18 protein-coding genes are annotated in these 20906 nt (G+C 61.7%); 8 read left to right on the top strand and 10 right to left on the bottom strand.

Annotated elements, in window-relative coordinates:
• Positions 1-44: 44 nt before the first annotated feature.
• From AB4Y87_RS15855 to AB4Y87_RS15840, 4 genes are all read right to left on the bottom strand, one after another.
• Positions 45-1307: an FAD-dependent oxidoreductase gene (locus AB4Y87_RS15855; RefSeq protein WP_442005274.1), complete on the bottom strand. Its 1263-nt coding sequence runs from the start codon at positions 1305-1307 to the stop codon at positions 45-47.
• Between the two features lie 13 nt (positions 1308-1320).
• A complete protein-coding gene (locus AB4Y87_RS15850; protein ID WP_442005273.1) occupies positions 1321-3297 on the bottom strand; it encodes a penicillin-binding transpeptidase domain-containing protein in 1977 nt (658 codons plus the stop codon).
• Positions 3298-3386: 89 nt separating this feature from the next.
• Positions 3387-4043, bottom strand: coding sequence for a response regulator (locus AB4Y87_RS15845; protein WP_442005272.1), 657 nt, complete (start codon positions 4041-4043; stop codon positions 3387-3389).
• Positions 4040-5317 (bottom strand): sensor histidine kinase, encoded by a 1278-nt coding sequence (locus AB4Y87_RS15840; RefSeq protein ID WP_442005271.1) that lies wholly within the window; start codon positions 5315-5317, stop codon positions 4040-4042. Before AB4Y87_RS15840 ends, AB4Y87_RS15845 begins: the two co-directional genes overlap by 4 nt.
• Before the next feature lie 196 nt (positions 5318-5513).
• Here AB4Y87_RS15840 and AB4Y87_RS15835 point away from each other — a divergent pair, with 196 nt between their 5' ends.
• The gene (locus AB4Y87_RS15835; protein WP_442005270.1) at positions 5514-6593 is read left to right on the top strand and encodes an ABC transporter permease; all 1080 of its coding nucleotides are present in this window, start codon (positions 5514-5516) and stop codon (positions 6591-6593) included.
• Between the two features lie 30 nt (positions 6594-6623).
• A complete protein-coding gene (locus AB4Y87_RS15830; protein WP_442005269.1) occupies positions 6624-7325 on the top strand; it encodes an ABC transporter ATP-binding protein in 702 nt (233 codons plus the stop codon).
• Positions 7326-7376: 51 nt separating this feature from the next.
• Here AB4Y87_RS15830 and AB4Y87_RS15825 read toward each other — a convergent pair whose 3' ends face one another.
• Entirely contained in the window at positions 7377-7772 is a 396-nt protein-coding gene (locus tag AB4Y87_RS15825) for a winged helix-turn-helix transcriptional regulator (protein ID WP_442005268.1), read from the bottom strand.
• Between the two features lie 83 nt (positions 7773-7855).
• On the opposite strand from AB4Y87_RS15825, the gene AB4Y87_RS15820 reads away from it, so the two are divergent.
• The gene (locus AB4Y87_RS15820; protein WP_442005267.1) at positions 7856-8461 is read left to right on the top strand and encodes an NAD(P)-dependent oxidoreductase; all 606 of its coding nucleotides are present in this window, start codon (positions 7856-7858) and stop codon (positions 8459-8461) included.
• 13 nt (positions 8462-8474) lie between these two features.
• Here AB4Y87_RS15820 and AB4Y87_RS15815 read toward each other — a convergent pair whose 3' ends face one another.
• The 5 genes from AB4Y87_RS15815 to AB4Y87_RS15795 all read right to left on the bottom strand — a co-directional run bounded on the left by AB4Y87_RS15815 (position 8475) and on the right by AB4Y87_RS15795 (position 14386).
• Positions 8475-9923, bottom strand: a complete 1449-nt coding sequence (locus AB4Y87_RS15815) for a phytoene desaturase family protein (protein WP_442005266.1) — start codon at positions 9921-9923, stop codon at positions 8475-8477.
• Positions 9916-11427: a glycosyltransferase family 87 protein gene (locus AB4Y87_RS15810; protein ID WP_442005265.1), complete on the bottom strand. Its 1512-nt coding sequence runs from the start codon at positions 11425-11427 to the stop codon at positions 9916-9918. Before AB4Y87_RS15810 ends, AB4Y87_RS15815 begins: the two co-directional genes overlap by 8 nt.
• Positions 11428-11573: 146 nt before the next feature.
• Entirely contained in the window at positions 11574-11714 is a 141-nt protein-coding gene (locus AB4Y87_RS15805) for a hypothetical protein (protein ID WP_442005264.1), read from the bottom strand.
• 612 nt (positions 11715-12326) lie between these two features.
• Positions 12327-12908, bottom strand: coding sequence for a histidine phosphatase family protein (locus AB4Y87_RS15800; RefSeq protein ID WP_442005263.1), 582 nt, complete (start codon positions 12906-12908; stop codon positions 12327-12329).
• The gene (locus tag AB4Y87_RS15795) at positions 12905-14386 is read right to left on the bottom strand and encodes a CCA tRNA nucleotidyltransferase (protein WP_442005262.1); all 1482 of its coding nucleotides are present in this window, start codon (positions 14384-14386) and stop codon (positions 12905-12907) included. The genes AB4Y87_RS15800 and AB4Y87_RS15795 overlap by 4 nt, the downstream gene beginning before the upstream one ends.
• A gap of 196 nt (positions 14387-14582) precedes the next feature.
• On the opposite strand from AB4Y87_RS15795, the gene AB4Y87_RS15790 reads away from it, so the two are divergent.
• The 5 genes from AB4Y87_RS15790 to trxA all read left to right on the top strand — a co-directional run bounded on the left by AB4Y87_RS15790 (position 14583) and on the right by trxA (position 20628).
• Positions 14583-15086, top strand: a complete 504-nt coding sequence (locus AB4Y87_RS15790) for an NUDIX hydrolase (protein WP_442005289.1) — start codon at positions 14583-14585, stop codon at positions 15084-15086.
• A 26-nt stretch (positions 15087-15112) separates the two neighbouring features.
• Positions 15113-17176, top strand: a complete 2064-nt coding sequence (gene murJ, locus AB4Y87_RS15785; protein WP_442005261.1) for a murein biosynthesis integral membrane protein MurJ — start codon at positions 15113-15115, stop codon at positions 17174-17176.
• Between the two features lie 140 nt (positions 17177-17316).
• Entirely contained in the window at positions 17317-19023 is a 1707-nt protein-coding gene (locus AB4Y87_RS15780) for an ABC transporter substrate-binding protein (protein ID WP_442005260.1), read from the top strand.
• Positions 19024-19307: 284 nt separating this feature from the next.
• Positions 19308-20264, top strand: a complete 957-nt coding sequence (gene trxB / locus AB4Y87_RS15775) for a thioredoxin-disulfide reductase (RefSeq protein ID WP_442005259.1) — start codon at positions 19308-19310, stop codon at positions 20262-20264.
• Between the two features lie 37 nt (positions 20265-20301).
• Positions 20302-20628 carry a thioredoxin gene (gene trxA / locus AB4Y87_RS15770; protein ID WP_216924410.1) on the top strand — a complete coding sequence of 109 codons (327 nt, stop codon included), beginning with the start codon at positions 20302-20304 and terminating at the stop codon, positions 20626-20628.
• The last annotated feature ends 278 nt before the right edge of the window (positions 20629-20906 follow it).

Raw genomic sequence — 20906 nt, 5'->3', positions numbered from 1 at the left:
TATTACGGCTCGACGGCGGAACTTGGCCTGTGTGCCCGAGCGGGCTAAGCGTCAGGCTTTCGCCGGGCAAACTGGGGTGCATGCTCGGGTCGTGGGCCGAAGGCAATCATCCGTGCAGGCAACTTCCGGAAGCTGGGAAAATTACGGAGCACAAAGAGCAACAGCTTGGGCGGCTTTGGCTGCTTGCCCGCCATGACCTGTGCGAAGATCACGCGATGCAGCACCCGCTGAAACGTCTGCACAATCACGGTTGGGGCCCACCGCCGCTTCTGGACGGCGGCGAGGTGATCGTCGTCGAGCGTTTTGCTCAGGAGCGGGGAAGCAACGATCCGGGCCGCTGCGACGGCGTCCTGCACCGCCAGGTTGATCCCCACGCCGCCGGCGGGGGACATCGCGTGCGCAGCATCGCCAACGAGCAAGAGGCCTGGCTTGTGCCACTCGGAGATGCGGTTGAGCTTCACGTCCAACAGGTGGAGATCATCCATGGAGCCAATGTTGTCCACGCGGTCGGCAAGATCTGGCCGCAATCTGGCGATGCGTGCGCGAAACGCCTCTACGCCTTCGGCCCGCAACTGCGGATCCAGTCCTTTCGCCGCAAGGTAGGCGATCTGATAAAAGTCCTTGCGGGTCAAACTCAGCAGCACGTCCGAGGTCCCGAAGCTGGGCGCAATCGACGCCACGGCTTTCCTCTCGTCCGCATTCCTCGGAAGCCGGAACCACCAGGTATCGAACGGCACCGGAAATTCGCGTGGGATCAAACCTGCCCGTGAACGAAGTACGGAACTACGACCGTCACATGCCACCGTCAATGAAGCGTTCACTTCGCCCGTCCTCACGGTTTCGCCCGTCAGGGGATCCCGGGTTCTGTAGGCCACGCCCGTCACGGCGCCGGACCCATCGCGGAGCAGCTCTGTCGCCTCAGTGTTCATCCGAAGTGTGAAGGTGGGTTCCTGCTTGGCTGCCTCCACCAGAAAGTTCAGCAAGTCCCACTGGGGCACCATGGCCACGTAGTTGTACGGCTCCTTGAGGAGCCCGAAATCAGCGAGGATCACTGAATCCCCGGTCCCTGCAGGCAGTTGGAAATTGCCGAGCTTGCTCTGCGGCAGCTGCCGGAAACCTTCGCCCAACCCCAGCTCATCGAGCAGGCGAATGGTGGAAGCATGCACGGTATCGCCACGGAAGTCCCTCAGGAAGTCGGCGTGCTTCTCCAGCACAGTGACTTCGACTCCGGCCCTGGCAAGCAGCAAGCCCAGCACAATCCCGGCCGGTCCTCCACCAACCACAACGCACTGCGTGCTGCTTTGCATAGCTTCTCCCGATTTAGCCGGCGGCGGTGAGGAACGACTTCAACAACGGCCCGCTGGTGGTCGCACCCAGCCCGCCGTCTTCCACGAACACAGCAACCGCCAGGTCTCCGTGGACCGCAACGATCCAGGCGTGCGTTTTGGGCGGGTCGTCATTGCCGAACTCGGCAGTTCCCGTTTTTGCGCCAACGGGCGCTCCCGGTACCTGGGCGAGGAATCCTGCGTGCCCGGAGGTCACCACTGCCCGCATCATGTCAGACAGTGCAGCGGCTTCTTCCTTGGTGATCGGCTTGGTTGAGGGCGGTGATGCGGGCGCCGTGCTGGCGGAAGCGGACGACGGCGGCGCGCTGCCGCTTTCCGTGGGCGTGGACGTGGCGCTGGAGTTCTGGGCCTCAGGGTTCAGCACGAGTTGAGGCGAAACCGGAGCGCCGTTGCCAACAGAGGCTGCCATGATCGCCGCAGACAGCGGGGAGAAGAGCACCTTCCCCTGGCCGATCATGGATGCCGCGTGCTCGGTTCCCTCTGCCGCTCCGGGGACGGAACCGAGGAAGGCGTCGGCTCCCAGCTTGGGCGCTTCCACGGCCACGCCCAATGCCATCGCGGCAGACTCGAGCTGGTCCTGGCTGACGGTGTCACGGGCATTGATGAAAGCGGTATTGCAGGAGTGCGCAAAAGCGTCCCGCAGCGTAACAGAGCCCAAGGAGCTTTCCGGGTAGCCCTCGGAGTTCTTGAAGGTCCTGCCGTCAACCGTCAGGGTGGGGGTACATTCCACCTTGGAATCAGGCGTGGCGCCGTCGCGGAAGAGCGCCAGGGAATCGACGATCTTGAACGTGGAGCCCGGCGCATATTGGCCAAGCATCGCCGTGTTGTAGCCGTTGCTGCCCGGACCGGATGCGGCCGCCAGAACAGCTCCAGTAGAAGGCTTCAGCGCCACAATGGCGGACGCTGGCCCTACTCCGGCAAGCGTTTCTTCAGCCAGTTGCTGCAGCTTCAGGTCAAGCGTGGTCTTGAGGGTTGTTCCAGGCACTGGAAGGGACGAGAAGAACACTTTTGTTGCCGGGGTCTCGCCTTCCGACTTCGCTTCCTGCTTGGCGACTACCTCCACGCCGTCCTTTCCGCGGAGCAGAGAATCGTATTTCTGTTGAAGGCCGCCGGTTCCTGTCGCGTCCCCGGCCCTCAGGGCACCATTGGACTTTTCGATCTGCTCCGCACTGGCCTGGCCGACACTTCCCAGGAGCGCCCGGGCGAAAGTGCGTGTTGGTGCCAACGCCATGGAATCCAGGATGCTCGCGCCACCCGGAATGGCAGTGATCTTTGCTTCGGTAATTTCGGGGGTGTAGGCACGGAGGACGATGCCTTCCACGAAAGCTTGCGGACCCGAGGCTGCCACCTGCTTGGCGTACTCTTCAACGTCAAGGCCGAGCAAGGCAGCCATAGCCCGCGCGGAGGCATCGGCCTGATTAGCGGCAAGCTTGGTCTTGTCGATACCAACGCGGAAAACAGGGCGGTCTTCCACAATGGGGGCATCCCCTGCGCCGAGGATCTGTCCGCGCTGGGCAGGAACAGTCTTAACGGAGAGGGTCTCGTCCTCCGAAAGTTCGGGCGCAAGGAGCTGGGGTTTCCATTGAACAGCCCACTTGTCGCCGGACTTTTTCAACGTAGCCGCGGAGCTGTACTCCCATTTGGCCGAGCCAATGTTCCAGCTGTAGTTCAAAGGGAAGGTGGCTGTCTCGCCGTCGAGCTTCACGTCACCTGACTGAACCGATGGCTTGGCGCCGAGTCCCTCAAACACCGCTTTGAGTTGATCGTTGGCCGCGGAAGCGTCCTTGCCCTCCACGGTGAGCGAACCGACGTCGAGCGCGGCAAGCGAGGAGGCCAACTGCTTCGCTGCACCCTCGGCACCCGCGCGGCCGTCATCGCAGGCGGTCAGCGAACCAGCCATCACCAGCGCCACCAAGCCAAGAACAAGATTCCGTGTTTTCATTTTCCCCATTTGCGACATTATGCCCCGTTCCACTGACACTTTCTTGTCGCGCCCACACCCCGGACCCGTCCCACCCCCGGGTCCACCGAAAATGACTTTTAACGCTGGCGAATGATCCTGCGTTGCGCCGCCACGGCAATCGCCGCCGTTCGGTTGTCCACGCCGAGCTTGGAGTAGATGTGCACCAAGTGCGTCTTCACTGTTGCCTCGGAAATGAACAACTGCTTCGCCATGGCGCGGTTGCCCATCCCAGTGGCCAGGAGTTCCAGCAACTGGACTTCCCTGGGGCTCAATGCAGGGGAGGGATTCCGGATCCTGCCCATGAGCCGGGCTGCCACCTCCGGTGCCAGCGCGGTCTGACCAGCGGCAGCGGACACCACAGCTTGCTGGATCTGCTCAGGCGGGGCGTCCTTCAACATATAGCCGCTGGCACCGGCCTCGACAGCGGCGAGGATGTCAGCGTCCGTGTCGTAAGTGGTGAGGATAAGGACAGGCGGCGGGGGAGTCCCGGCCTCGCCGGCTTTGATCCTGCCTGTTGCCGTCACGCCGTCCATACCGTTACCCATTTGCAGGTCCATCAGCACCAGGTCCACGGGCTCACCCAGAGTGTTCAACCTACCCAGTTCTGCCAGCGCCGCATCACCGTCCGCCGCCTCGGCCACAACGCTGATACCAGGAAAATCGGCGAGCATTGCCCGGAGGCCGGCCCGCACAACAGGATGGTCGTCCACCAGGAGGATGCGGATCTCACTCATGCCGCACCATTCCCGGCAGGCAGCGGCACCCGAAGGGCAACCACCGTTCCCTCGCCAGGCGCCGACTCTATATCCAAGCTGCCTTCCAGCGCCGCCAACCGTTCGCGAAGGCCCTGAAGTCCGACGCCGGTGCCGTCCCCGCGGGCATTGCCAGCCGCCTTCGACGGTTCAAAACCCACGCCGTCGTCAAAAACATCCAGTGTTACCTCAGAGCCGAGGAAGGACAAGGTCACGACGACGGCACTCGCACGGGCGTGGGCCCACACGTTTGCCAGGGAGGCCTGCGCGGCCCGAAGCAGGGTGGTCTGGTACGTATTGGGCAAGTCCAAGGGGGTGCCCACAAGTTCGAAGCGGCAGCGCAGTGCGGTTCCCCGGGCGGCTGCTTCGGTCTCGGTTTTCTCGCAAAGCCTGCGCAACGTGTCCACCAGATTGGACTCCTCCAAAGCAGGTGGCCGGAGATCACGGACAAAACTCCGGGCCTCGGCAAGGTTGGCCGAAGCGGTGTCCTGAACCATCCTCAACCGTTCGTTCGCGGCCTTCACATCCCCCTCGTCCAAGGCTTTCCCCGCAGACCTCCCCATCAGAACGATGCTGGAGAATCCCTGCGCCAAAGTGTCATGTATTTCCCGGGCCAGCCGTTCGCGCTCCGCGAGGACCCCGGCATCGTGCTGGGTTTTGGCCAATTCTGCCCGTGTTCGTCGGAGATCGTCAGCAACAACGCGTTGATTCTCGGCTTCCAGGAACAAGGCACGGTATGCCAACCCGGTGACCACGGCAAAGCCAGCTCCAAACATGGGTCCCAGGACCATCGCAAGCTGCAGACCGCCGTCGGCCGCGCCCCTGCTGTGGAACCACAGGGCGCCAATCAGCAAAGCGGTGCTCACGACGATTGCCGGCAGGGCCAGGCACCGGGGGAGTACGTGCAATTGGAGGAAGAAGAGTGGGAAGGCAACCCATGCGAAATCGCTGCTGACCAGGAGAAGCAACAGCCACAAGACCATCACGGCAGCAAGCCACCAGCCGGAGTATGGTGTGGGATCGAATCGGGAGCCATTGCTGGCGTGGCGTTTCTCAAGGATGGTTCCCACGAGATACACCAGGGCCAAGGCGGCTGACAGTCCTAGTCCAGCAATGACCGCCACCGGCGACGGACTGCCCGCAGTGCCTGCCAGGAGCCGCACCACTGCCACCAAAAGCAGCGCCGCGAAGCCCACATGGAGACTTATCCGCAGCACACGGAGGATTGTGGCGGTGCCCGTAGGAGTCTCCTGCATGCGTCCCAGCCTATCCCCGGCCTTGCGCCGCTCCCTGAAAAATTCCGCGTGGTGAAGCAGGAATCAACCAATCGGATGATGGCCGGTTCAACCCCTTGATGTGCGCGAATCCATCGGGCTCCCGATGTGTCCGGATCCATTGGCCGGAAGAGTGGATTCAGACGGGATCAAGCCCGCATCCAAGCAAAGGATTCTGATGTTTCTCGCCATACGCGACATCCGCTTCGCCAAGGGCCGCTTCGCGCTCATGGGGAGTGTTGTGGCCCTTATTACCCTGCTGCTGGTCATGCTTTCGGGGCTTACTGCCGGACTCGGAAACCAGTCGACGTCGGCCATTGAATCATTGCCCGCACAGCAGATCGTCTTCGGCACACCGGCGGGCGGGGAGCCGAAGGCCTCCTACACCGAGTCTGAGGTTTCCACTGCCCAGCTCGAGGCCTGGCGGGAACAACCCGGCGTGTCATCGGCACAGGCGGTGGGCATTAGCCAAACCCGCTTCCAATCCTTGGCCGGGGATGGCGCTCCTAAAGGCACGGCAAATGTGGCAGTTTTTGGCGGTTCGACGGCTCCTGCCCCTGTTCAGGACGGGACGGTCGTCGTCGGCGAAACCCTTGCGAAGGAACTGACGCTTGAGGCTGGCAGCCGCGTCCGGGTCGGTGGTACGGAGCTGACTGTTTCAGAGGTTGTGCAGGACCAGTGGTACTCGCACACCGGCGTCGTGTGGACCACGCTGGACACCTGGCGAAACATCGCCCACGCTCCCCAGGGCACCGCCACGGTCCTGGCCATAAATTACGACGCCGGTGCCTCCGTCAGCGTTGATGCCGCCAACGCTGCGGCTGGAACGGTGAGCATGGATCCCGTCGGCTCTTTCCAGGCTCTCGCCTCCTACAAGAGTGAGAACGGCTCGCTCATGCTGATGCAGGCATTTCTTTACGGAATCTCTGCCTTGGTGATCGTGGCCTTCCTTACCGTGTGGACAGTGCAGCGGACGCGTGACATTGCGGTCCTGAAAGCCCTCGGCGGCTCTTCCGGGTATGTCCTGCGTGATGCCTTGGCTCAGGCGGCGATCGTGCTGCTGGCCGGCGCCGCATGTGGCGGTTTGTTAGGTCTGGCAGGCGGACTTCTCGCGGCCACCGCGGCGCCGTTCCTCGTCACGCCTTTTACCACCTTGGCACCGGTTGTCGGCGTCGTCCTCCTGGGCCTCGGCGGCGCTGTCCTCGCGGTCCGCAATGTAACCAAAGTAGATCCACTGTTTGCCCTCGGCGGCAACTAGATCTTGAACATTCCCAGGAAGGCATAAATCATGACGCATGCATTGAATCTCATCAACATCACTCTGGAATACCCCGACGGCGACTCAACCCTCAAGGCTTTGGACGCCGTAGATCTTGCAGTTGGACGGGGGGAGTTCCTCTCCTTGGTGGGTCCGTCCGGTTCCGGCAAATCCTCGCTCTTGGCTGTTGCGGCCACGCTCGTGAAGCCCACCTCCGGACTCGTCGTTATCGACGGCCAGGACGTTTCAGCGCTAAAGGAGGCCGAACGCACGGCCCTGCGGCGCGACAAAGTCGGCATCATCTTCCAGCAGCCAAATCTTCTTCCGTCGCTGACCGCCGTCGAGCAGTTGCTGATCCGGGACCATCTTCGTGGCAAAGCTGTCCGTGAGGCCCTTGGCAAAGCACATGAACTATTGGAGATTGTGGGTTTGGGCGCATCGGCAAACAAGAGGCCACACCAGCTATCCGGGGGGCAGCGTCAGAGGGTGAACATCGCGAGGGCCCTCATGGGCAGCCCCACCGTATTGCTGGTGGACGAACCTACCGCAGCACTGGACCACGAACGCAGCGAATCGATCGTCAGGTTATTGCGCCGGATAACGGACGAATTCTCCACGGCTACTGTGATGGTTACGCACGACACCGAGTTTCTCCCTCTGACTGACTCCGTCGCAACCATGCGGGATGGACGAATCAGCCGCGCCGTACTCCCGTCCGCCCTGCCCAATTAGGTCGCAGTTGAGCGCGTTTTGCGTGCTCAGAACGCGCTCAGCTGCGACTTACTAGGGGGAGCCGAGGAGAGCTTCATCCTGCGCGTCATCGTAGGCGTCGCGGGCTTCGAGAATCGTAGGCACGTGGCTCTCGGCCCACTGACGCAAAAGTGTGAGGGGTTGCAGGAGGGATTCGCCCATTGGAGTAAGTTCGTAATCCACTCGCGGCGGCACCTGAGCGTGGACGGTCCGCGTAATGAGCCCATCGCGTTCCAGGGCACGAAGCGTCTGCGTGAGGACCTTCGGCGTGACAACGTTGACCATCTTGCGCAGCTCCGAGAACCGCACGGGCCCATCACCGAGGACTTGGATCACCAAAGACGCCCACTTGTCGCCGATTCTTTGGAAGATCACGCGGGATGGGCAATTGGGATCCAGGATGTTGCCTGGCAGGGCGTTAGTATCCATCAGGTAACTCAGTTCCTTTGAAGCTATCAGTATCCAATAGATACCTTTGTGTTATCGCAAGGATAGCAACCCAAAGGAGAGTCATGAAAATCGCAGTCTACGGCGCAACAGGCATGGTCGGCAGTGAAATCGTCAATGAATCCATCACCCGCGGCCATGAAGTGACGGCTATCTCCCGCAAGGGCGCCGAGATCGCCGGCGCAACTGCCCAGGTTGCCGATTTGGGCGACGCTGAGGTCTTTGCCTCCATTGCAAAGGACCACGACGTCGTTGTGCTGGCTACGGGTCCCAGCCGCACCGGCGGGGATCACGGAGAGTGGCTCGATGCCATGGCCACTGCTTACAGCAACGCCGAAGGAACCCGCCTCATGATCGTTGGCGGTGCAGGCACCCTTGAGGTAGACGGCGTCCGGCTCCTCGACTCCCCGGACTTCCCCGAGGCGTACAAAGCGGAAGCCACCACCGCCGCGAAGGCACTGGAAGCCGTCAAGCAGACTCCCGAGGACGTCGACTGGACGGTACTTGCTCCCGCTCCCGTTATCCAACCCGGCGAGCGTACCGGCGAATACAACGTGGCCAAGGATTCCCCCGCCGGAACCAGCATCTCCTCGCAGGACTACGCCGTTGCAATGCTGGATGAAATCGAAAGCCCGGCTCACCGCCGCGCACGCTTCACGGCCGCAAACTAAACAGCAGCCTGGCCTAACCCACAGTCAGGCCAAGCCCGGGTACCGGTAGCTGGAATATGTCCTTGAGGGCATGTTTCGCCGCATGGTACCCGGGCATCCCCGTAACACCAGGCCCGGGTGGGGTGGAAGAGGAACACAGATAGACGCCCGGCATGGGCGTACGCCACGGCACGTTGGACACCACTGGCCTCTGCACGAGGCCCCGCAAATCCAACAGACCCGCGCTGAAGTCACCCCCCACGTAGTTTTCGTTGTAGGCGGCCAATTCGGCCGCCGTCGTGGTCTTCGAGGCAACCACCACGTCCCGGAAGCCTGGCGCGTATCGCTCAATCCGTGCGGTGACAGCCTCAGCCATGTCCACATCAGAGTCAGCTGGCACGTGGCAATACGTCCACAGGATGTGTCGTCCCGCCGGCGCCCGCGACGGGTCCACAAGGGACGGCTGGGAAACCAGTACGTAGGGCTCCGTTGGGTGTTTGCCCATGTCCACGAGGTTCTCGGATTCGGCCATGGCCATTCGCGAACCGCCGACATGAACCGTCCCAGCCCGCCTCAGGCCAGAGGCCAGCCAGGGAACGGGTTCGGACAGGATGTAGTCCACTTTGCAGGCTGCATTCCCGAAGCGGAATGCATCCAGAGCCCGACGATAGTTGTCGGGTATCTCAGCGCCACCCAGACGTGCGAGCGTCGGGGGTGCAACATCCAGCAGGATCGCCTTTGCCGGCCTGACCTGATCGAAAGAATCCACGCGCTCACCGGTGTGGATGCTTCCGCCGTGGGCAATGAGGTCCTCGGCCATCGCACCTGCAATTGCTGCGGAACCGCCCACGGGCACTACCCATCCGCCGGCGTGGGCCAGGACGGCAAGCATGAGTCCGGCACCGGTCGAACTGAGCGCGGGCTGCGAGCCCAAAGCGTGGGACATCACGCCGGTCAGTAAGGCCGGAGCAGCCTCTTCACGGAAGCGCCGTCCCCAGAACGGTGTTCCTTGGTCCAGGGTCGCGAGACCAAACAACACAGCCGCAAGCGGGTCCTTGGGCACACGGAGCAACTGGTTCGACGTAAAGTCCACCACCCCATTGACGCGCGCAAGAAGCGGCGCAATCAGCCGACGGTACGCTGGACCATCCACCCCCAGTTCCATCGCTGTCCGTTCCAAAGACTGGTAAGCGAGGGCGGCTCCGCCCGCGTCGAGAGGAGTCCCGTGCTGGACTTCGGGCACGCGCAGCTCAATGCGCTGCGAAAGATTGAATTCCTTGAAGAAAGGAGACGCCACTGCCATTGGATGCACTGCGGAGCATACGTCGTGCAGATGTCCCGGCTTGATCAGCTCGCTTGTCCGGGTTCCGCCTCCGATGGCATCGGCGGCCTCGTACAGATGTACCTCCAGCCCTGCCCGCGCCATGGTCACTGCCGCAGCCAGACCGTTGGGACCAGAACCGACGACGGCGACATCAGCCATCGCTACCCACCTCCAACTGCCGGGGTGCTTCAGGCTCGGCCGGCTCAACCCTTGAACGCCAGGGGAGAACCGACGTGGACGGGTGGAGAACGTTAACCCTGAGCCAATCCTTGGTGCCCTCGAAAGGCCCGCCATGCGGATCGTCTTCGCCCAAAGCACGTAGGGGATCCTGCGATGGATCCCAGATATCCATCACAACCCTTGCCATCAGGTACGCCGTTGCAACCATGTGCAGGGCCACGGCCAGGACGTAGTAGGACATGTCTATGTTGTGCTGCACGGACCCACCGCTGGTCGCTTGGCCCAGGTACATCCAGATGGCGGCCCAGTGCAGACCTTCGGCGGCCTGCCAGACCAGGAAGTCCCGCCAGCGCGGTCTCGCGAGTGCAAGTAGGGGAATGAGCCAGATGACGAACTGGGGCGAGTACACCTTGTTGGTGAGGATGAACGCGGCCACAATCAGGAAGGCCAACTGGGCGAGGCGCGGGCGCCTGGGCGCCGCCAAAGCCAGGGCACCGATCAACGCGCACGCAATGACGAACAGGTTCAGTGCGAGCGAGTTGATCGTGGCGGCGTTGAGTTGGCTCCATTGAAGCCGATCGGCAACGAGGTTGAACGCGAACCAGGGCGAGCTATATCCGGCGGGCCGTTCCTGGGTGAACTCAAAGAAGTAGCGCCAGCCCGAAGGGTTCATTGCCGCGATGGGAAGGTTGACGGCCAGCCATGACGCAGCGGCCGCGGCGGCTGTCATGAAGAAGGCCCTCAAACGGCCACTGCGCAGGGCCAACACCAAAATGGCACCCAGAATGAGGACAGGGTACAGCTTGGTGGCTGTTCCCAGCCCGATGCAGATTCCCGCCAGGATCAACTTGTCGCGGGAGAAGAAGTACATGGCCAGCGCGAGGAGGGCCACCGCCCACATGTCCCAGTTGATGAACCCCGCAAGGACGATTCCCGGGGCCAAAGCCACCATGGCGGCATCCCAGGGGCGGCGCTTGTTCATTCGGGCGGTCAGGAGGACGGTGATTATCCATACTGCAACGATCAGCGTTGCGTTGGCGTCGAAGTAACCCAGAATGCGTTCGCTACTCACCCCTTGGCCAGGCACCAGCAGTGCGGTCAGTCCTGCGACGATCCCCATCAGGACCGGGTACTCAAACAAGCTGCCTTGCGTGAAGAAGGGGAACACGCCATCGCCCAGGCCGCGGTTGCGGAAGAGCTCGGGGAAGTCGGAGTAGCACGTGGCGTAAAACTGTGTTGGTGTCTCCCAGCCGTTGACCCGGCAATAGTCCTTCGCCAGCACCGCCAGCAAAGCAGCGATCACGGTGAGGATAACGAGGACGCGTTCTACCGTGAACGGTGCGGGGGAGATCTGTCCTGGGGCCGAGTGGCGGCCCAAGGGCCCACCTACAACCTCCGTGAAGTTACGAAGCAGGGAGTCGCTGCGGCTTGGAACCACAAAGCGGGCACGTTTTCGCTGCCGGTGCGGCTTCGTCTCCTGCATAAATCGAGCTTACAGTCAGGCAGCTTAACTATCGCCACCAGAGCAGACCAGTTGAAAGGGGGAAGCCCACGCGTAGCCGCGTGGGCTTCCTGGGGTTCAGCATGCATCTGCGGCACCGGAAACTCCTTCGAAAGGGCTGAAGGGCATCAACGGATGAGTCCCATCTGGTGCAGGACGACGAAGACGTCTTCACGACCTTGCTTGAGCAACTGGTCGTTGAAAAGCGTGCGTTCCTTGGGAGCATCGCTGCTCTTGTAGAAGCGCAGCTCCTTGGGGCGCTTAGGCATATGGTTCACCTCCTTTCATTGCAGGAAATTGCCGGAATTGGGCACAACAAATAAAGCCAATTGAGTTCAGGAGAAATCAAGGCATAAAAGCGCGCGCAAATAGCCCGACGATAATAAGGGGAGTGGGCAGACCTATACGGGAGCAGCGAGTGACCGTGCACAATTGCGTGTGCTTCGTGCAGTCGTCCCCAACAAGAAGCTGGTTCCGAACTTTGGGGAAACTGCGCACCCGCGGCTTGTTGCGTGGGTCTGCGCCTACAACTGACTGCTCAGAATGCCACCCTTGACGGGTGGCCATGAAGACCGCCGACGTTGGAGCCGGTCCGGTGGTTCAGGGAGTGGTCAGCGCTTCGAAAAATGCTTCGAAAAAGGGCGTCGATCAGCGCAAGAGGCCGGGGTAGCAGTGACGTTCACATTCCATCCGCTAGTCAAAGTAATCATTTTTCCCAACCTCCTTTTCCGCTGTGGCATTACGTTCCGACTGATTAATCGGAGTAATGCGCGCCTCGTTCCCGGCGGGTCGCTCTGGGAACAAGATATAAGCTACCCCATGAATAGGAGTCTTGGCCAGCGCAATTCGCTATTTAGCCAAAGTTTTCCTAAATTCGCGTTTCAGAGGCCCCAACGGACAATCGCCGGCGTCCGCTTATCCCATCCAAGCGTGCAAACCTTGGCAGTTCCAAGAATGAAGTGGCGGCCTTCCCTGGCGTCCATTTCCAGCCAACGCGCTGTGAGAATACGGGAGAAATGCCCGTGTGCCACTACCAGGACATTATCCATGCCCGATTCCAGGACACGTCCAATGATCTTGTCAGCGCGGGCGGCCACTTCGTCCAGCGTTTCGCCGTTGGGCACGCCGTCCGTCCAGATGAGGTAGTCCGGATTGTCCTTGCGGATGAGGTCGGAGCTGACGCCCTCGTAGTCTCCGTAGTTCCATTCCACCGCCAGCGGCTCATGGACAGCATCGGGAAAACCTGCCAGTTCAGCCGTGCGGCGGGCGCGACGCAGCGGTGAGGTCAGAACGAGGTCGAAGTCGATGCCCTCAAGGACTTTGCGCGCCTCGACAGCCTGCTGCTCACCCTCGACGGTCAAGGGAAGGTCGGTCAAACCTGTGTACTGGCCGCTCTTGGACCATTCCGTCTCGCCGTGGCGAAGGATCCAGAGTTGCGGACGCGGGGAGATCGCGGCGTTCATGAGGACTCCTTGGTTTCTGCGGCAGTTTCGGTTGAAGGTTCGACGACGGCGGACTCGGGTTGCGCTTCCCACCACGCCAAGAGCTTCTTCTCAGCTTCCTCCGGGGACAGCGGACCGTGTTCCATCCGTTCTTCCAGGAGGAACTTGTAGGCCCTGCCGACGACAGGACCTGGCTTTAGCCCCAGAAGCGCCATGATCTGCGCTCCATCGAGGTCAGGCCGGACAGCCGCCAACGATTCCTGCTCCAAGATCGCAGAGATTCGATGCTCAAGGTCATCGTAGGCGAAGGATAAGCGGTCGGCCTTGCGCTGGTTACGCGTGGTGACATCGGATCGGGTGAGCCGATGCAAGCGTTCCAGCAGCGGACCGGCATCGGTCACGTAGCGGCGGACGGCAGAATCTGTCCAGCCAGCGTCTCCATAGCCATAGAACCGCATGTGCAATTCGACCAGGCGGGAAACGGCTTTGATTGACTCGTTGTCGAAACGCAACGCCTTCATTCGCTTTGCCGTCAGCTTCGCACCCACAACGTCGTGATGCCTGAAGCTCACCGCACCGCCCGGTTCGAACCGGCGCGTAGCCGGCTTGCCGACGTCGTGCATCAATGCGGCGAACCGAAGCACAAAGTCGGGGCCCGGTACCGGACCGTCCGCACCGGTTTCCAGCGAGGCCGCCTGTTCGAGGACCTGCAGCGAGTGCTGATACACGTCCTTGTGGCGGTGATGTTCATCGGCTTCCAAGCGAAGCGCGGATACCTCGGGGAGGACAAACTCGGCCAGCCCGGTGTCCACCAAGAGATCGATGCCCACGCGCGGGTGCGCGCCATTAATCAGTTTGACCAGTTCGTCACGAACGCGCTCTGCGGAGATGATCTTGATGCGATCGGCCATCTGGGACATGGCGAGCCGGACGTCGTCGTGAACCGACACGCCCAACTGGGAGGCGAAACGCGCGGCACGCATCATGCGCAGCGGGTCGTCAGAGAAGGAGGCCTCGGGCGCACCGGGAGTGGCGAGTTCGGAGGCGTGGAGGTCCCGGACGCCACCGAAAGGGTCCACCAGCTCCAGGCTCGGCAGGCGCAAGGCCATGGCGTTGATGGTGAAGTCGCGGCGCAGCAAGTCCTCCGTCAAGGAGTTGCCAAAGGCGACTACGGGCTTACGGGAGTCGGGATCGTAGGCCTCGGCGCGGTAGGTAGTGACTTCGATCTGGAAGCCGTTCTTCTTCATCCCGATCGTGCCGAAGGCCCGTCCGATTTCCCAGAAGTTGTCCGCCCACTTCTTGATGACGGAGATCGTCTGCTCGGGCGTCGCGTCTGTGGTGAAGTCCAGGTCCGGGGACGTCCTCCCCAGGAAAAGGTCGCGCACAGGTCCACCAACCAAAGACAGCTCGAAGCCGGCATCGACAAAGCGCTGCCCGAGATCGAGCACCACCGGATCGATGGTGAAGTTAACTGAAGAGCTGTCCAATACGTGCGCCATAGTTCCTTAAGCTTGGCAGATTTTTCCGCAGCATTGGGCCAGAGTTGCATCCGAAAACCAGCGGACCCATAACGCGTGTCTCCTGCAGTCCATCTTGCGGCCATGTCCCGGTCATCACTCGAGGGCAAGAGTCGTTAGAGTGGACTTCATGGCCAATCCGATCCCGAGCGCTCCTGGCAGGAGGACGAACGCACCGTTGCCGTCGGCAATCGGCGCCCACGTCGCGCCTGCCCCGCAGCACCCGGTCCAGGCCTCGCTTCCCACTGTGGAGGAAGTGTCGGCGGGTGGTGTCGTTGTAGACACGTCCGACGGCGAACTCCGGGTCGCGATCATCGCCCGCCTTAATAGGGGTGGCCGGCTTGAATGGTGCCTGCCCAAGGGCCATCCGGAAGGTCGGGAGAACAACGAGGAAGCTGCCGTCCGCGAGATCGCCGAGGAAACCGGCATCGAGGGCAACATCCTGGCGCCCCTGGGCAGCATCGACTACTGGTTCACCGTAAGCGGCCATCGGGTCCACAAGACCGTGCACCATTTTCTGCTCCAGGCCACCGGCGGCGAGCTCACCATCGAGAATGATCCGGACCAGGAGGCCGTGGACGCCGCATGGGTTCCGATCCAGGAATTGGCGCGCAAATTGTCCTTCCCGAATGAACGGCGCATCGCCGATTTGGCACGGGAAGTGCTTCCCGAACACCTCTGACCCGGGTGCATGGGACGATAAAGGCGATGTCTGAAGCCAAAACTACCCAGTCCGTTCAATCCGGAGAAGCACGTTCCAGCGCCATCATGGCGGCCGGAACGTTGGTTTCCCGGTTCCTTGGCTTCGCCAAAACGTGGATGCTCGGCGCTGCACTCGGCCTGGGTTCAACGGTCAATGACACGTTCATCAACGCGAACAACCTTCCCAACCTGATCTTCCTGTTGGTGGCTGGCGGCGTGTTCAACGCCGTCCTGGTCCCGCAGATCATTAAGGCCAGCAAGGGTGCGGACAGCGGCGCCGATTACATCAGCCGGCTCCTGACCCTGGCTGTTCTGGTGCTGTTGGGGCTGACGGCCCTTGTCACACTGGCCGCGCCCGTCGTTATCGACTTAACGACGCAGGGCTACTCGGAACAGCAGAAGGCCCTGGCGGTCACTTTCGCGTTCTGGTGCCTTCCACAGATCTTCTTCTACGGCCTTTACGCCCTTCTTACACAGGTCCTGAACGCGCACGGCGCATTTGGCCCCGCCATGTGGGCTCCCATCCTGAACAACGTGGTGGCAATCGCCGGTTTGGGCATGTTCATCTGGATTCTGGGTGCCAACTACACCAATCCGCACACGTTGGATAATTGGGGACCAACCCAGACATTCCTGATTGCCGGGTTCTCCACGTTCGGCGTGATCGCCCAAACCGCCATCCTGATGATTCCCGTCATGAGGCTGAAACTGGGCCTGCGGCCACGCTTCGGATGGCGCGGCGTTGGACTGGGCCAGGCAGCCAAGCTGAGCGTATGGACGCTGCTGACTGCCGCCGTCGGACAGTTGGCGTTCCTGTACGTCATGAAAATTGCCACCATTCCCGGAGCTGAGCGGCTCCGGCTGGACAATTCAGGCCAGACCACAGCGGCCTCCACTCTCCCAGGTAACGCCGTCCTTGAAGTTGCGAGCCAGCTCTACCTATTGCCGCATTCGATCATCGCCCTGTCGCTGGCCACTGTCCTCTTTAACCGCATGACGCGGGCGTCCCAGGATGGCAACAAGGCCGAACTGCGTGACGCGCTCTCCCATGGACTGCGAACCATGGCTGTCGCGACAGTTTTTGGAGCCCTGGCACTGTTCGCGCTGGCTGGCCCGCTGGGCATGTTCTTCTCCGGCGGGAAGCCCCAGGACGGCGTCATGCTGGCCCAGACGCTCACCATCCTGGCGTTGAGCACGCCGTTCATGAGCGCAAACTTCATGATGTCGCGCGTGTTTTACGCCAACGAGGACGCCCGCACACCCCTCTACGTGCAGCTGTTGCTCGCCGTCGTTTATGTAGTGGGCGCCTTCTTCATCCAGTTCCTTCCCGTAGGCCAGATCATCTATGCGATCGCGGTTCTCTACACCTTGGGCAACATCCTGTCCGTGGTGATCAGCGTCGTGTTCCTGCGCCGCATGTTGGGCCACCTCGACGGTCCGCGAATCGCCAACTCCTACATCCGCATGGGCTACGCCGGCCTTGGATCCGCGATTGCGGGTGCGCTGGCGCTGTGGCTCCTGGGCGCCTACCGTGCCGACGGTTTCGCGTGGAGCAGCCGACCGGCCGCCTTGGTGACCGTGGTCGTCGTCGGGCCCGTCATGCTGGTGGCCTACCTGCTCCTGCTTCGCGTCTTCCACGTCACCGAGCTGCGCGATCTCATGCGCCCGCTGATGGGCCGCTTTGGCCGCGGCGCACCTGCCATGGCAGGGGCCGCTGCTGAACCCACGACGTCGGCACGCGCCACAGTCTCGGACGATACCGGTTTGATTCCGCGCATCTCGGGCGAGTTCGATGCTGCCTCCTTCAGGGCCGGACCGGCACTCGAACCGGAGCCCGCCGTCGAGGCTCTAACCAAAACTTCAGACTTTTCTGACACCTCCGGCTCTGAAGAACTACACACGACCTATCTGCCGGATGAGGACGTACCGAGCACGGCCAAGGGGGGAAGGTTCCACCCGCAGGTCCCGTTGCCGGGCAGGCGAACCTACCAAGGCGATCCTGGCCACAATCCCTACTTTCCCGCCAACGGGGAAGCTGGACAGCACACCAGGCAGAAGCGGAAGAAGTGAACCGGTGCCGTCAACATGGGCGGCGGGCGCCAATCGGCTAGGCTAGAAATGAATACAGGTAGTTGCAAAAGCGGTACCACCGGCTCGCCGGGCGGACCGCGTGCAGGACCCGCAGCTCCCGGACAGCCTAGGAGGAACACGTGTCCCACCCGATCGACGTCGGATCAGTGCTTGGCGGCCGCTATAAGGTCACGGCCACCGTATTGACCTCGCATGACCAAGATCTGGTGCTCGACGGCGTGGACCAGGTCCTCAACCGCCCCGTCAGCATCCTCGTTGCCGGTCCCGGAAATGCCGAGCAGGTAGCACAGAGCGCCCGCGAGGTCGCGACAGGGGAGCGCCCTGGCCATGTCCAGATCCTGGACCTCGGAGTCAGCGACAACACCACCTACTTGATCACCAACCACAGCACTGCGCCGGATCTTCTTGATCTCGTGGTGGCCACCCACCCGCCGTACGTGGAACCGTTCTTCACGGAAACCCTCGGCAGCGAGATCTTCGGCCAGGCCCGCACCTACGAGCCCGAAACCTATGACGGCCTCTACGAAGACGACGAGCACGAAGCCGAGTACATCCAGTACGACGAAAATGGCTACCCCATCCAATCGGAATCGGATGCTGCCCGCGAAGCGACGGCCACACCTGCCGGTAACGTTCCGCCCATGCCTTCATCCAGCCCGTCATCGGCCAGGGGTGGTCTCGCCGGGAAGCTCGCTGCTGCTGCGGCTGGCGCCGGGGCAGCAGGAGTTGCTGCCGCTGCCGCTCTGAAGAACGCCGGATCCAAGAACCACGACGCCGGGGCTGCCGCGAATGGAGCTTCCGGTGCCGGTTCATCGGCTGCCGCTGCTAGTACGGAAGCCCAGCCGCGGACGCAGGCTGTACAGTCGCCGTCGTCCGGAGCTTCGCCTGCTACTACACCCGTTGCCCCGGTTCAGCCGCCTACCCAAGCCGTCACTTCGCAGCCTGTGGCTTCACAACCCGTGAACCCGCAGCCCGCACCGACTCGCGAGCCTGCCGGGGAACCAAAGGTTTCCCTCTGGTCTGAGGAGGACTACGGCCTCGCTGCCGGCGGCGCGGCTCAAACCGCTGGAGGTAGCTCAGATCCTGGTTACGATCGTGCTCCTACCAGCTTCCCGGCGTCGGCCGCTGCCACAGAAGATTACGAAGATGAAGAGGTCTACGAGGACGAAACCCCGGAACGCGAGCCGCGGTCCCTGCGTTGGCTCGTAGGCGGTCTGCTTGCTGCCGTGTTGATCGTGGGCCTTGTCCTCGCGGTCACTAACCTGGGAAGCCTCCTGCCCAGCGGCGCTCCGAAGGCATCAGACAAAACAACGACTTCCTCGCAGGCCACGGGCACCGAATCCGAAAAACCGACGCCCAGCGAGACCGCTGCTCCCGCAACGCCTCCGGCCATCGATGGCATTACACGCCTTGGCGATTTCCCGTTCGCTGCATCGTTCGACAAAGACCTTCCCAAAGCATTTGATGGGAACCCGGCCAGTTACTGGTCCGACATGGAGTTCGCTTCCGCCAACTGGGGTGGACTCTCGGGTGAGATGCCCTTGGTCGTGAAGCTCAAGCAGCCCACAGAGGTCAAGTCAGTGGTGCTGAACCAATTGGGCGGCTCGGGTGGAAGCATCAGCGTCTACACCAACGATCGTCCAGCAATGGACGGCGCCAAGCTCGTCGGCACCAACAGCTTCACGTCTCCGGACCTGACAATGCCGCTGGCTGCTCCCACGCAGACCCAGTACGTCATCGTGGTCATCAAGACGCTGCCTAAGCTTGCTGCTCCCAAGACCCAGTTCGGATTTGGTCTGCGCTTGGCCGAGGTCACGGTCCAGTAGTTCCGTTTCTCTGCGCTTACCCAACTAGGTAGCAGTTGAGCGCGTTTTGAGCCGCCAAAACGACACCTGCTGCCACTTACTTTTTGCATGTTCGCCTTGTGACTGCTGTGGCCACCGGTCATCCGGCGTCCCCGCTTCGATTCGCCACGCCTCCAGACGGTACCCTGAATGATGGTGGGTTTTAGGCCCTCCAAATCCAACGGAATATTTGGACCGTTGAGGGGGTTGAGTCAGGTGGCTGCCCCGAAAGCCGCAGCATCGACTAAGGAAGAGGTTCACGCCACGTGAGCATTGCAGAAAACAGCGCATCGCAGGTGCGTGACGTCATCATCGTAGGTTCAGGCCCCGCCGGTTACACAGCCGCCGTTTACACCGCCCGCGCCAACATGAAGCCTCTGCTCATTGCCGGCTCCGTCACTGCTGGTGGCGAATTGATGAACACCACGGACGTGGAAAACTACCCGGGGTTCCCCGAGGGCATCATGGGTCCCGATCTCATGGAAAACTTCGAGAAGCAGGCGGCCCGCTTCGGCACCGAGATTCTTTTCGAGGATGTCACCGAATTGAACCTCGACGGCGACATCAAGTCGGTCACCATCGGCACGGGGGAGACCTTCCAGGCGAAGGCCATTATCCTGTCCACCGGTTCGGCCTACCGCGAGCTTGGACTTAAGAACGAAAAGCGCTTGTCGGGCCACGGTGTTAGCTGGTGTGCAACCTGCGATGGTTTCTTCTTCAAGGATCAGGACATCGCCGTCATCGGTGGTGGCGACTCCGCCATGGAAGAAGCTCTCTTCCTTACCAAGTTCGCCAAGTCCGTCACAGTGGTCCACCGTCGCGACACCCTCAAGGCTTCCAAGATCATGGGCGACCGCGCCCAGGCGCACGAGAAGATCAACTTCATTTGGAACACTGCTGTTGAGGACGTTCTCGGCGATGACAAGGTAACGGGCCTCAAGCTCAAGAACCTGGTTGACGGTACCGAATCTGAACTCGACGTCACCGGCGTCTTCGTGGCCATCGGCAACGATCCCCGCACGGAGCTCGTAAAGGGCAAAGTTGATCTGACCCCAGAAGGAACGATTGCCGTAGAGGGCCGGACTTCCCGTACCAACATCAAGGGTGTGTTCGCCGCAGGCGACGTCATTGATCCCACCTACCGCCAGGCCATCACGGCCTCGGGTTCCGGTTGTGTGGCTGCCCTCGATGTGGAGCACTACCTCGCAGACCTGCATTCCTGAGCTTCACCAGACCAGCAACCATACGAAGGGAAAAGTTATGAGCAACGCTAAAGACGTAACTGACGCAAGCTTCAGCACGGATGTCCTGGCTTCCGAGAAGCCGGTCATCGTGGACTTCTGGGCAGAGTGGTGCGGACCCTGCCGCAAGCTCGGCCCGATCCTCGACGAGATCTCCGTTGAATACGGCGAGAAGGTTGACGTCGTGAAACTCAACGTCGACGACAACCCTGCCATCGCGGCCGAGTACGGCATCACGTCCATTCCCGCTGTGTACCTGTTCAGCGGGGGAGAAGTAAAGAGCACGGTCATCGGCGCCAAGCCAAAGCAGTTCTTCGAAAAGGAATTCGCGGACGTCTTGTCCTAGGTTCCCCTTAGTTAGTCAGTGAAAAGCCGGCGGCTGTCCCTCCTGAAGGAGTGGGAGCCGTCGGCTTTTTGCATTTGGCCAATTTGCACCCCCTAAAGTTTGTTTCTATCGGTGTGACTGCGCCAAAGGCCCTGTGCGTCCGCCGAACTCCTCAATGCGTGTTCCCCTTACCTGGGGTAGCCGAACACGCACCCTCTCTCACATCCCCACCCCACCCGCCGGATCCTCTCTCACATCCCCACCCCACCCGCCGGATCCTCTCTCACATCCCCACCCCA

The sequence above is a fragment of the Paenarthrobacter sp. RAF54_2 genome (genome assembly GCF_052113945.1).
Classification (GTDB): Bacteria; Actinomycetota; Actinomycetes; order Actinomycetales; family Micrococcaceae; genus Arthrobacter.
The sequence above is the reverse complement of the archived record's forward strand: the minus strand, read 5'-3'. Positions and strand labels throughout refer to the sequence as shown.